Below are 12,322 nucleotides of genomic sequence, written 5' to 3'. Positions count from 1 at the left end.
CGCTTATTTGTTATATCCAACTCGTATAATAGCTATTGCACGATACGAAGCGCCTCTCCGGTAGAATGATTCTCACGATGCTTGATTTGCGGCTTCGAATCAGACGGACTAGACAGCTTCTGAGCGGAACCATCATAACGCGTTCTTTCCGTTCGATCGATTTGTACGATTCTGCCGTCATGCACAGTAATCGTTACATGTCCATAATTCAAGCCGCTCACTTGACTTGCGATCTGATCCAGCCACTGTTGATCAACTTCTAACGGTTTTGCCATTTGAAACCCCTCCACTTTTTTCATTTATTCTGAAATTGGCAATGGTTTTTGCTGAGCGGACTTCCACTCTACGATGCTCTTCACGATCAAAGTAACGACAGCCAGCATCACAAGCAAGGATGCAACCGCAAACGATGCAGAAAATTGATACTCATTGTACAAAATCTCAATATGGAGCGGCAGTGTATTCGTCTCACCGCGAATATGGCCGGATACGACAGATACTGCTCCGAATTCTCCCATGGCCCGCGCGTTACATAGAATAACGCCATAAAGCAGTCCCCATTTAATGTTAGGAAGCGTTACTTTCCAGAAAATTTGCCAGCCTTTAGCACCCAAACTCGCTGCTGCTTCCTCTTCCTGAACGCCTTGTGCCTGCATAAGCGGAATAAGCTCACGCGCTACAAAAGGAACCGTAACGAATACAGTCGCAAGTACAATGCCTGGAACGGCAAATATAATTTGAATGCCTCTTTCATCCAGCCATGGTCCGAGAAATCCTTGCGCTCCGAACAATAGCACATAGATTAGACCCGATATGACTGGCGAAACAGCAAATGGCAAATCAATTAGCGTAATGAGTATATTTTTGCCGCGGAAACGAAACTTACTGATTGCCCAAGCCGCAGCAATACCGAAAATCGTATTAATAGGAACGGCAATTAACGCAACGATAAGCGTAAGTTTGAGCGCTGACAGGGCATCCGGCTCTGTAATAGAGTCTATGTATACGCCTACGCCCTTCTTGAATGCTTCAACAAACACGGATGCGAGCGGCAGAAGCACGATTAGCCCTAGAAACAGCATGGCGATCCCAATGAGCACCCAGCGAACCAGGGCGGACTCATTAATATGCTGCGGCCTTTTCGATGCTTCTCCATCCGTATGAACGGTAATTGCTCCAGCCATTGTTTTTGCCTCCTTCTCAGTCCGATACTGTACGGCGGTTCATCCGCCATTGCAGTAAATTAATGACTAGCAGCATGAGGAAGGACACAACAAGCATAACAAGCGCAATTGCGGTAGCGCCGGCGTAATCATATTGCTCCAGCTTCGTCATGATAAGCAGCGGTGTAATCTCTGTCTTAAGCGGCATATTACCAGAAATGAACACGACCGAGCCGTACTCGCCGATGCCTCTTGCGAATGCAAGCGCGAACCCTGTTAAGAGCGCTGGCATAAGCTCCGGCAGTATGACCTTCCAAAACGTCCGCAATCGATATGCACCAAGCATAACAGCTGCTTCTTCTGTCTCCTTCTCCATATCCTGCAGCACAGGCTGCACCGTACGCACTACAAAGGGAAGACCTATGAATATAAGTGCGATCGTAATACCGATTGGAGAATAAGCAACTTTAACGCCGAGCGGCTGTAAAAACGATCCAATCCAGCCGTTTGGCGCATAGATTGCCGTTAAGGCAATCCCCGCAACTGCCGTTGGCAATGCAAAAGGCAAATCAACGAGGCTGTCTATAATTTTTTTGCCGGGAAATCGGTAGCGCACCAGCACCCAAGCGATTAATAGACCGAATACGGCGTTCACAGCGCCCGCGAAAAAAGCAGTAAAGAAGCTCACTCGGTAGGAAGCAACAACCCGAGCATTCGTAACCGTACTCCAAAACTCAGACCAGCTGAGCTCTGCCGTTTTAAAAAAAACGGCAGCCAGCGGAATAAGTACGATAACACTAAGGTAAAACAACGTAAAACCCATCGATAAGCCAAAACCCGGAAGCACATTACGGGACTTGGAACCTTTCATGTGAAGTCAGCTCCAATCTTTTTTGAGTGCTGCATTATGAACCCGGTGTATAAATTTTGTCGAAAATGCCGCCATCTGCGAAGTGTTTAGTTTGTGCTTCTTTCCAGCCGCCAAAGTCTTTATCAATTGTGAGCAGCTCAAGCGCTTTAAACTGATCCGTATACTTCGCCGCAACGGTTTCCGAAATCGGACGGTAGTAGTTTTTAGCTGCGATCTCTTGACCTTCCTCCGTGTACAAATACTGCAAGTATGCCTCAGCAACTTCACGTGTACCACGGTCATCTACCACTTTATCTACGACAGCAACCGGAGGCTCTGCCAAAATGCTAAGGGATGGATAAACGATTTCGAACTTATCTGGTCCAAGCTCGTTGATGGATAGGAAAGCTTCGTTCTCCCAAGCCAGCAGCACATCGCCAATTCCACGTTCTACGAAAGTTGTTGTTGAACCTCGGGCACCTGAATCGAGTACAGGTACATGCTTGAACAGTTCAGCTACAAATTCCTGTGCTTTGGCTTCGTCATTGCCGTTTTGTTTCAAAGCGTAGCCCCATGCCGCCAAATAGTTCCAGCGTGCGCCGCCAGAGGTTTTCGGGTTAGGTGTAATGACTTCTACCTTATCCTTGATCAGATCGTTCCAGTCTTTAATGCCTTTCGGGTTTCCTTTGCGAACAAGGAACACGATTGTAGATGTATAGGGTGAGCTATTGTGTTCGAATTGGGATTGCCAGTCAGCTTCGATTAAGCCGGGCTCTACGATGGCATCGATATCATACCCAAGTGCAAGCGTTACAACGTCAGCTTTCAGACCATCAATAACTGCACGCCCTTGTTTACCTGAACCACCATGTGATTGCTTAATGGTTACTTCTTGACCAGTCTCTGCTTTCCAATGCTTCGTGAATGCATCGTTGAAAGCTACGTAAAGCTCACGAGTCGGGTCATAAGATACGTTCAACAGCTCTACAGGAGGTTTAGACTCTTCTTTAACCGGTTCTTCTGTAGCTGCTGCATTCGTCGCCGCGGACTCGTTAGCAGGTTTGTTCGTTGCTTGGTTTGCTGCGTTATTGCCGCCTTGGCCGCAAGCTGCGAGTACCAGCACTAAAGCCAATAGGATAAATACCGAACGAAAATGAGTCACTTTTTTCAACATTTCATACACCCCTTTTGATTTTTACAGGCTTGTAGAAACACTTGCGAGTATGATCCTGACGCTATTCTGTCGCGTTTCTCCGTGATAGGTGTTTACTCCGGTTCGTCCGGTCGGAAACGATTATTCCTACCTGTTTAGTTGGTTATGGAAGAATCTTACCAGCGTCCCCCGTATACTGTCAATACTTAATTTCAAAAAAATGATAAGTTTGATTAGAAAGCTTTATATTAGCGCTAAAAGCACCTATATTTTGCTGAACATCTCCATTCTTTAACGTTTGCCATGCTTATTCGCCCCCTCTTTTATCCGCATCGGAATAAAGATGGGGCGAATAAGCTAAATTGGAATGGGGAATGCCAATCGAGGCAGCTGATTCGACTGTATTATCCAGTCGAATTCCTGTTTTCTCTCTCGCTGCAAGCACGTATATGTGCTTACAGATCACCAATACCTGCCACTCGCGCGCTGTTAGAACCTATAATCTTACAGTTGCTTGTTTGCTCCAGTTCCACCCCAGCTCGCTCCACACACATTCGTCGTTTTTCTCGTTTACAGTCCTGCTCATCCCGCCAAATGTTAACCTTATAAATCCCAAACCATAATAAAACGGCTGCAGAAGAGACTTGCCCTTCTGCAGCCGCAGCTGTTCTACTTTGTAATTCCATCGATAAAAGTCACGACCACCCATGTATATTGCTATATTCCTCCGAATCTGACTATGTTAACACGATCAGAATCCTGTTTGTCTCTCGGAACAATATGACGATTCATTTGCTCTACTTACCTCCTGCGGCGTCTCATCTTAATCTACTGCTAACCGAAATTTGCTCCATTATTAAGGATGTTCAACTGTCTGCTTATCCTTCTCATTCTCGAATGTGAATGTACCAACAATAGCTTCAAATTCTGCATTTGTTAACGGTGGTGATTGTGTATGAAACTCGTATATATGCTCATTATCAACATACAAAATCTTTCTCAGTTCCGATATGTTATCTGACCTGACATAGGCGGATTGCAATGCATATTTATAAACGATAAACCCATTTTCCGCTTCTACTGTCACTTCTTCAGAAAGCGTATTGTCCGCTTCCTCCATGGAGAGTGCCCTCTCTATTTTGTTGTCCAACCATACCTCAACTCCCTCTTCAGGGATGGCGTATGTTCGAAACGAAATATACTTTTCCGAGGCCGTTTCCTGCAGCACGCCTTCAGATGTATAGTCCCAAGATTTGGGGTATTGTACAGTCCAGCCGACCTTACTTCTATATGTCAAAAAATCTGAAGAATCAGCAGCAGACAAAACCGCTTCATCGATTAGTTGTGTTTTCTCATCATCACCTATTGTTGTTTCTTTGCGATCTTCCTGGTTTGAACAGGCGGCTAGAAGCATAATGGTCCAGCATATTGCGATAACATTTAACAAAAATTTCATCATTTTCCTCCCTCATCCTTTACCTAGATCATATGACGCAGGCTGACAGGAAATGGTTGCGAGGAAGTATACGCTTACGAATAAAGATTAGTTTATAAAGGAACTACGTCCATTTGAGAACTGAATTCAAAATGGCCAAGCGTACTCGGCTAATGCCGTCCTCTGGCGGCTAAACTTACGTTTCGCGTAGAAATATAGAGAAAGCTGGCAAAATGATATACTTTCCTATATTCCCAAAAAAATAGCCCTGGCCCTGCGATCTCGTTCCGATCGCATAGCCAAAGCCATCATTCGATTATTTCCGTCCGCGCTTATTCTCGCCTGTTACCATTACGACCTCGACATATGGCCGTATGCGGTCCATAAGCCGCTGCCCCTTATGAAGCTCATCGCCGTCCTTGCTCGTGAAGCTGAAATGCTTCTCCAGCGCCTCCAGCTCATAATTGGATGTATAGAACGTCGGCTTACGCTGCATTCGATAGTTTAGAATCGCTCCAAGCACATGATCACGAACCCATGGATTCAAATTCTCAGCGCCCATATCATCAAAGATAAGAAGATCGGTTTCCTTCATCATCTCAACGGTTTCCTTGAGCTTACCGGGCTCATGCATCAACGACTTCAGATCTTCAACGAAATCAGGCATGTACACAATAACGCCTGAATAGCCCGCTTTCGCCAGCTCATGCAGCAAATAGCACATAAGAAATGTCTTACCCGTGCCGAAACGGCCAGCCAGATACAGCCCGTCCTGCTGAAGTCCCTGTTCCTTCGTACGGTCGATATATCGCATCACTTGGCCTACTGCCTTTGAACGTTCAGGATCATTCGTTAAAATCTCAGCAGGCGAATACCCCCGCTGAAGAGCCTTTTCATCGATGTAGAAGCTCCTTACACGGCTTCTAATCTGCTCTTCCACCTGGCGCGCATTGAACTTCTTGCAAGCCACTTTGCGATCATAGAGCTGTGTAAGACCATTAATGGTATCCGAGCTGAGCAACGTATAATGTCCTTCGAAATCATTCGGGCAGTTATCAAGACCTGGACAATTCGTACAATTCCGATATTCAGTCACATATTGATACACACGATTCAAATTGAGACGAATCGTATGCTGATCCAGATCGGGATATTTCAAACGCAGCTTCTCGACAAGCGGCTCCGCAAGCAGCTCAGTCAGCTTTTGCTCCGCTTGCTCCGTAATCGTTTTGCCCGTTGGCCAAGCCTTCAGCAAATCGCCCATCGACTCCATCATCCGCTCACACCACCCTTATCATTTGCCGTCTAGTTTTTGTGCAAGCTTCAGCAGCTCCTCAAGCTCCTCTGCCGACACGGCAGACGTAGACTTATTCTCCTCCACGATTGGAATCGACGGCTTGCGCGATGTTCCGCGGCTGCCGCTTCCCCCCCGTGAACCGCCCTTGGCGTTGTTGTAACCGCCAGCATAGCTGAGTGCTGCTTCCTTGCGCCGTTCCTTATCCTGCTCTACCTGCGCTTGCTCGCGCACGTAGACAACCGCCTTCTCGAACGTATCAATTTGCTTCACGAGCATATTCGATGCGACTGCATCCAGAAACGTCTTCGTTACACGCTGCGCGTCATTTGCTCCAATAACATAATGAATAAGTACATTTATGACAGGACCTGCTAATTTATAATTCAAATCGATTCGCTCGAATACACGCTCAATCCAATCCGGTACTGCCCCTGGAAAAAACCGCTGCAGAAAGCGGGTGTGCGGCTCGTTTCTCATCAGCATATTATATTGCTGAACATCGCAGCGGCCTAACAACTGGTTCGGTACCTGCAAGTAATGCTGCTCCTGAACCTCGAATTCCTCTGTCAGTTCATCGGGATCAGGCTGCTCTTCACCAGATATGACCTGTGTACGCGAGAGCGCCCGCTGACGTTCACCTTCACGCTTCTTATCCTGCCTGTAGAACTGATTAGCTCTTAGCTGCAGCTCATCAACCTGCAGCGTTCCGCTCTCGCTGAATATTCCATCCTCATCAAGCAAGCGGCATATATCAACGACTGCCAAGCTATATTTGTAAGCGACATAATTGACTTGCGCAAGCTGCTCTTCGTCACTTCGCAACCGCTCTACGAAGCGGCGATTCGCCGAATTGCGCGGAAAACGCAGTATAATTTCCCCGTACGGTATTCCTGCTGTCGCCTGCGCAGCTCGTGCGGAAGACTGCCTCGATGGAGCAACCTCCGTCAGCGCCTGCTCAAGCTCATCATCAACCGATTGCATGTTCAGCTTGAACAATTCATAGAACGGCATCGAAATGTTTTCTTTCTCGAACTGCGCACCTGCAAGCTCATCAGGCTCATTCGCTCCAAAGGACTCGCGCAGCGATATTACTGCATATTTGCCAACCTTATCACGAAGCAGCATCGTCAAATGCATGTTGCGGAAAAACTCAACGGGCGACAATGGCTGTGAAAGCTCGTATTCATATATAACATCTGCATTATCGGGCACGCCTAGTCGCGAGGTTTGCAGCAAGCCAACGGCCTCAAGCTTGGAAGCCTGTTCGATCAAATGCTTGCGCCCACGCTCGTTCATCTCAAGTCCAAGCCCTAGAAACAGCTTGCGCTGCGGTTCAATTGCTGAATAGCCAGAGGTTCCCTCAGCGATTCCATGATAAAGCTGCTGATAGAAGGCGACAGCAAAAGCACCAATCATCGGCTGATAGATTAGCGACAGCATTTTATAGTCCAGACTGCTCAAAGAATAGTCACGGAATATGTAGTATCGGTGGTGTTCCGTATACTGTAATATATTATTGATGCGCACTGCACCAGCTCCATCCCTTACTTTCATTCTATCATTTTAACATAAAAACCGTTGTTCAGGACGTGTCGAAAAATAGAAAAATCCCCCGAATGAGGGATTTCTCTACGTATAGGAAAGTATTTGATTTTACTCATACTATCTCTATACGTCTACGCGAAACGTGAGCATAGCCGCCAGAGGACGGCTTTAACCGTTTACGCTTGAAATATAAGCCCTCTATAAGTCTGCTAGCTTATAAAGGGCTTATATTTTACCGTCAAAGCTCCTTCAGCGTCCAAAGGACGACGAAGGCATTTTTGCTTGTTTAGAACATTTTGTAGCCGCCCTTACGAAGCGCTTGTATCGCCCATCCGCTCACGTATGCGCCGACCAAAGCTCCAAGAACCGGAATATAGTCAATGACCGTGTAGTGAGCAAAGTTCTGAATCGTTGTAGTCGCTGAATCATCCCAAGGCGCCCATATGCCTAGTACGATCAAAGCAATAATAAATAAATATATTGGAAACCACGTTGTTTTTAAGAGCATATTCAGAATAAAACCAATACCGAACATCATTACTAAAAACAGTACCGTTGCAATCATTAATTGAAGCATTGAAACTTCCCCCTTCAGACTCTCGTTATTAGTTTAATTAATGGCCCCAAGGAAGTCAATTACGTATGAAGAAATGTCACAAGACCGCCATTTGCTCCACTTGCCCAGAGTACGATACAATGATTGCAGCATCATTATGGAGCTTGAAGGGAGCATTTATACAATGAGTGAAGCAGCACAAACATTAGAAGGCTGGTACGCGCTGCATGATTTCCGCAGCATCGACTGGACTGCATGGCGCTTAGCAGACGAGAGCGAGCGCAGCCGCGCGCTGGACGAGCTGCAATCTTTCTTGCAGCAATGGGCAGCAGTAGAGGAGAATAAAGAAGGCAGTACAGCCGTTTATTCCATCGTCGGCCAGAAGGCTGATTTTATGTTCATGCACCTGCGTGAAACGCTGGAGGACTTGAACGCGATAGAGACGGCGTTCAACAAAACGTCGTTCGCAAGCTTTACTTATCCGGTGCATTCTTATGTGAGCATCGTTGAACTTAGCAACTACATGGCGGCACCAGGCTCAGATCCGATGCAGAATCCGGATATACTCGCACGCCTCAAGCCTGCGCTTCCGAAAGCAAGCCACATCTGCTTCTACCCGATGAACAAACGCCGCGACGGGCAAGACAACTGGTACATGCTCAGCATGGACGAGCGCAAGACGTTGATGCGCAGCCACGGCATGATTGGCCGCTCTTACGCTGGCAAAGTAAAACAAATCATTACGGGCTCTGTCGGCTTCGACAACTGGGAGTGGGGCGTAACACTGTTCGCAGAGGACGCGCTGCAATTCAAGAAGCTGATCTACGAAATGCGCTTTGATGAGGTTAGCGCGCGTTATGCTGACTTTGGCGATTTCTATGTCGGCAATTTCTTGAACGGTGAGAAATTCGCCGCCTTGCTCGCACTGTAACAATAACTTGAAAGCCCGTACCCGCCTTTGCGACAGCAGGCAGGTACGGGCTTTTTTTCGAGAGCTTGAGCGTCAATGTAGACGCGCAAGCAACGCCGCCGGATACCTGAAAAAGTATGTAATGATGAGAAGAACGTATATCCTGCCGTCTGTAGCTACAAAAAAAGACGCTCGCCATTAGCAGCAATTGAGCTGCTTCCTGTAGCGAGCGTCTTGCATTTAGTTGTCGTCGTCCTCATCATCATCGGAATCTTCCAATCCGAGGCGCTTGGACTCCAGATATTCCTGGGTAGCACGGTCGCGTTCACGGCCCTTGTCCTTTAACCGCTCTATCGCGGGCTGGATCAACAGGTCAACTTCCTTCTGCACCGTATAAGCAAGATCATAGCGTGTCTGCGACTCGAGAAAAGAGCCGACCTCCATCAAGGCGTTATAACGATCTAGCTCATCCCTTGTCAACAAACCGCGTACCTGTACGCTGCAGTGTCTCATTATAGGAATTTGCCTTTACGAAGCACGAGCGAGATACCGCCGATAATAAACAGGTAGCGCAGGTCAATTGCCTTCTTCAGCCAAGCAGCTACGCGTCCTTTATATTTTTTGCCGAATGCGATACCGATGGCCTCGCCTTTGCCTAGTGATGCTACCGTTCCTTTGTTGCTGAACGTAAAGCCTTTCGGCGGCTGGTTACGAATCGAAGCAACCAGATTATGCGCACATACTACACCTTGCTGCATAGCGATCTGAGCAGTTGGCGGATATGGACGACCTTCCGGGTTGAACATCAGCGAGTTGTCGCCAACAATATAAATATTTTCGTTGCTAGGTGAACGAAGGAACTCATCTACCTTCACACGACCGCGCATCGTCTCAAAGCCCGCTTCCTCAATAAGACGGTTGCCGCGAATACCACCGGTCCAAATAACCGTTGCCGATTTGATTTCTTCTCCTTCACCAACTACAACGCCTTCTGGCGAGCATTCCTTAATAGCTGTGCCGATGCGGAACGTTACGCCCTTCTTCGTCAATACGTCCATGCCGTATTCGACAAGCTCGGGATCGAAGCCAGGAAGCGCCGTCGGGGCAGCTTCAATGTTGTACATTTTCACAAGTGCCGGATCTACGTCGAATTGCTTGCAAAGCTCAGGGATGCGATCCGAAAGCTCGCCAATAAACTCGATACCTGTAAATCCTGCGCCTCCGACGATAAATGTCAAATAATCCGTACGATGCGGTTCGCGCTTGAAACGAGCAAATTGATACTCGATATGCTCGCGAATTAAACGAACGGAATTAATACTGCGAATATTCATGGCATGCTCGCCAAGACCTGGAATGCCGAACGTTTCCGGCTCGCCGCCGAGACCGATAACCAAATAATCGTAAGACAGCGTTCCGTCTTCGAGAATGACTTTTTTGTCCTGTGGACGAATTTGAACGACTGTCGATTTCACAAAATCGATTTTGAATTCATCGATCAATTTCGAGATGCTTACGCGCGCATTCTCTGGATTGTCCGTGCCTGCTGCAGGCATGTGGAGATGTGTCGTAATATAATGGTAGTCATGTTTATTGACTAAGGTTACGTCCGCTTCATTGTAATTTAATTCTTTTTGCAAGCGCAGCGCCGTTAATATGCCTCCGTACCCTGCGCCAAGAATGACGATTTTAGGTATGTTGCTCATTGTATGATCCCATCCATTCCTCTTATCTTTGTCCTATTACATTGTGAAAAATTACACATGCTAAACCGAATATCTATAATTATAAGTTCAGTGTGTTCTAATTGAATCCGTTTTATCAAGGCAGTACCTGCTTCAAAGTGTTTGGTTTCTCTGTACTTTGCAAGCAGTCCCATTCATAACATACATCAGAAATTTTACATAGTTTTAAGTAAAAGTTCAAGGGCAAAATATACGAAATTGTTTAGAACTCTATACAAATTAAATATTTCCTTCTTCTTGTTCGAAGGATTATAATGATTAACGAAAAGCTTAAAAATTGGAGGTGGCTACATTGACTAACTCTGAAACAGCAGCAAACCCCGTCGATATATTGATTATCGGAGGAGGCCCTGCAGGATTGTTCGCAGCTTTCTATGGCGGGATGCGCCAAGCGACCGTAAAACTGGTGGAGAGCATGCCTCAGTTAGGCGGTCAGCTTGCAGCACTATATCCTGAAAAATATATTTATGATGTGGCCGGATTTCCCAAAGTAACTGCACAGGAGCTGGTTGATCGGCTTATTGAGCAGTTGTCGCATTTCAAACAGGAAATCTGCTTAGAGGAAAAGGTTACTACCATTATTAAGCATGACGAGCGCCTCTTTGAAATTATAACTGACAAGGGCTCACATTATGCCAAAGCCGTTATTATTACAGCCGGAGTAGGGGCATTCGAGCCGCGTAGGCTTGATATAGCCGAGGCTGGGAAATTCGAGAAGAAAAACCTGCATTATTTTGTAGGCGATTTGCAGCGATTTAAGGGGCAGAAGGTGCTGATTAGCGGCGGCGGCGATTCAGCAGTCGATTGGTCGCTTATGCTTGAGCCGATTGCAGAGAGCGTTACGCTCATTCATCGCCGGGATAAGTTCCGCGCGCATGAGCATAGTGTAGAGACGCTTATGAATTCTAAGGTGAATGTTGTGACACCCAAAGAATTGACAGCGCTGCATGGCGAGGAGAGGATTACAAGTGTCACGCTGACCGATGTTAAAACGATGGAAACAACCGAGCTCGATGTCGATGCTGTTATCGTTAATTTCGGCTTTATCTCTTCCCTTGGTCCGATCGCGGATTGGGGCATACACATTCAAGGCGGCTCCATAGTGGTCGATACGCGGATGGAAACGAACATACCTGGCATATTCGCAGCAGGCGATATTACCGCCTATCCTGGCAAGCTCAAGCTGATTGCCGTAGGATTCGGCGAAGCTCCAACTGCCGTTAATAATGCTAAGGTCTATATAGATCCAAATGCAAAGCTGTCTCCGGGCCACAGTAGTAATATGAAGCTGTAGCAAGTCCTGAACGATTTTCGTTAGAAATATAAACAAAAGGGTATCCTAACCTAGGCATTCGATTAATCATTCACCTATTGCATACATATGCAAGGTGTGCCAAGGAGGATACCCTTTTGTTTTGTCCAGTTTGCAACGGAATTCAGTCTCTGCATGAACGCTGCTCCTCTTGCGATAGCGCAATTGTTGATTGCGGTCGTACAGCCGACCTGGCAGGTCCATATGCTCCATATGAACAGTTCGCTGTTGATCCGCTTCGTAATGAGGAAACTGAATTCCTCACCCACATCTGTATACATATGCTATATTGCTCGACTTGCAAGCAAACAACCGAGTTTTCGGTCAACGAATGGTAATCATAGTTGTAAGGCTGT

The 12,322-nt window shown here is 46.7% G+C and carries 13 protein-coding genes; 2 read left to right on the top strand and 11 right to left on the bottom strand.

Annotated features, from left to right (window positions below):
- Nucleotides 1–32: 32 nt before the first annotated feature.
- The 9 genes from FGT79_RS21065 to FGT79_RS21025 all read right to left on the bottom strand — a co-directional run bounded on the left by FGT79_RS21065 (nt 33) and on the right by FGT79_RS21025 (nt 8,020).
- A complete protein-coding gene (locus FGT79_RS21065; protein WP_138754798.1) occupies nt 33–275 on the bottom strand; it encodes a YezD family protein in 243 nt (80 codons plus the stop codon).
- A 24-nt stretch (nt 276–299) separates the two neighbouring features.
- On the bottom strand, nt 300–1,184 hold the full coding sequence (cysW, locus tag FGT79_RS21060; RefSeq protein WP_138754797.1) for a sulfate ABC transporter permease subunit CysW: 885 nt from the start codon (nt 1,182–1,184) through the stop codon (nt 300–302).
- Between the two features lie 16 nt (nt 1,185–1,200).
- The gene (gene cysT / locus FGT79_RS21055) at nt 1,201–2,034 is read right to left on the bottom strand and encodes a sulfate ABC transporter permease subunit CysT (protein ID WP_138754796.1); all 834 of its coding nucleotides are present in this window, start codon (nt 2,032–2,034) and stop codon (nt 1,201–1,203) included.
- A gap of 34 nt (nt 2,035–2,068) precedes the next feature.
- Complete coding sequence (locus FGT79_RS21050; RefSeq protein WP_246096530.1) at nt 2,069–3,187, bottom strand: sulfate ABC transporter substrate-binding protein; 1,119 nt, start codon at nt 3,185–3,187, stop codon at nt 2,069–2,071.
- Nucleotides 3,188–3,662: 475 nt separating this feature from the next.
- Nucleotides 3,663–3,875, bottom strand: coding sequence for a hypothetical protein (locus tag FGT79_RS21045; protein WP_138754795.1), 213 nt, complete (start codon nt 3,873–3,875; stop codon nt 3,663–3,665).
- A 147-nt stretch (nt 3,876–4,022) separates the two neighbouring features.
- Nucleotides 4,023–4,625, bottom strand: a complete 603-nt coding sequence (locus FGT79_RS21040) for a hypothetical protein (protein ID WP_138754794.1) — start codon at nt 4,623–4,625, stop codon at nt 4,023–4,025.
- Nucleotides 4,626–4,917: 292 nt separating this feature from the next.
- A complete protein-coding gene (dnaI, locus tag FGT79_RS21035) occupies nt 4,918–5,874 on the bottom strand; it encodes a primosomal protein DnaI (protein WP_138754879.1) in 957 nt (318 codons plus the stop codon).
- 21 nt (nt 5,875–5,895) lie between these two features.
- Complete coding sequence (locus tag FGT79_RS21030) at nt 5,896–7,425, bottom strand: replication initiation and membrane attachment family protein (RefSeq protein WP_138754793.1); 1,530 nt, start codon at nt 7,423–7,425, stop codon at nt 5,896–5,898.
- A 304-nt stretch (nt 7,426–7,729) separates the two neighbouring features.
- Nucleotides 7,730–8,020 carry a YuiB family protein gene (locus tag FGT79_RS21025; protein ID WP_138754792.1) on the bottom strand — a complete coding sequence of 97 codons (291 nt, stop codon included), beginning with the start codon at nt 8,018–8,020 and terminating at the stop codon, nt 7,730–7,732.
- A 163-nt stretch (nt 8,021–8,183) separates the two neighbouring features.
- Between FGT79_RS21025 and hemQ the strand changes: the two genes are divergently transcribed.
- A complete protein-coding gene (gene hemQ, locus FGT79_RS21020) occupies nt 8,184–8,930 on the top strand; it encodes a hydrogen peroxide-dependent heme synthase (RefSeq protein WP_138754791.1) in 747 nt (248 codons plus the stop codon).
- Between the two features lie 219 nt (nt 8,931–9,149).
- Here the strand turns inward: hemQ and FGT79_RS21015 are convergent, their stop codons facing one another.
- Nucleotides 9,150–9,422 carry a hypothetical protein gene (locus FGT79_RS21015; RefSeq protein ID WP_138754790.1) on the bottom strand — a complete coding sequence of 91 codons (273 nt, stop codon included), beginning with the start codon at nt 9,420–9,422 and terminating at the stop codon, nt 9,150–9,152.
- The gene (locus FGT79_RS21010; RefSeq protein WP_138754789.1) at nt 9,422–10,615 is read right to left on the bottom strand and encodes an NAD(P)/FAD-dependent oxidoreductase; all 1,194 of its coding nucleotides are present in this window, start codon (nt 10,613–10,615) and stop codon (nt 9,422–9,424) included. The genes FGT79_RS21015 and FGT79_RS21010 overlap by 1 nt, the downstream gene beginning before the upstream one ends.
- A 331-nt stretch (nt 10,616–10,946) precedes the next feature.
- Between FGT79_RS21010 and FGT79_RS21005 the strand changes: the two genes are divergently transcribed.
- Complete coding sequence (locus FGT79_RS21005; RefSeq protein WP_138754788.1) at nt 10,947–11,948, top strand: NAD(P)/FAD-dependent oxidoreductase; 1,002 nt, start codon at nt 10,947–10,949, stop codon at nt 11,946–11,948.
- Nucleotides 11,949–12,322 lie beyond the last annotated feature (374 nt).

Origin of the sequence: Paenibacillus sinopodophylli (genome assembly GCF_005930355.1) — a bacterium.
Classification (GTDB): domain Bacteria; phylum Bacillota; class Bacilli; order Paenibacillales; family Paenibacillaceae; genus Pristimantibacillus; species Pristimantibacillus sinopodophylli.
Note: the sequence above shows the minus strand (reverse complement) of the source record. Positions and strands in the feature narration are given on the sequence as shown.